At 76.8% G+C, this 254-nt stretch carries 1 pseudogene; it reads right to left on the bottom strand.

Annotated features, from left to right (window positions below):
• A pseudogene (locus AB0C29_RS44465) lies at positions 1–254 on the bottom strand (alpha-galactosidase); the annotation flags it as partial.

The following is a 254-nucleotide window of genomic DNA, read 5'->3' as shown; positions in this document are numbered from 1 at the left end:
TCCACGGTCACGGCCGGCGGGACGGTCTCGTGGCTCTGCCGGGGCCGGACCCGGTAGACGACGGTGCCGTGCGCGGGGACCGCCGCCTCGATGGTGGTGGCGGCCTCGGCGGTCCGGCCGGTCCACACGCCCTTGAGCCGGTAGCCGCGGGCCGGGTCCAGCCCGGTGTCGGTGGCCGCGACGCCCACGGTGGCGAGGTGGTCGGTCGAGTTGTACAGCGCGATCGCGTGGTCGCCGCCGGCCAGCGGCTTGTC

This window comes from Actinoplanes sp. NPDC048791 (genome assembly GCF_040650095.1).
Classification (GTDB): Bacteria; Actinomycetota; Actinomycetes; order Mycobacteriales; family Micromonosporaceae; genus Actinoplanes.
This window is presented reverse-complemented; position numbering and strand designations above follow the sequence as displayed.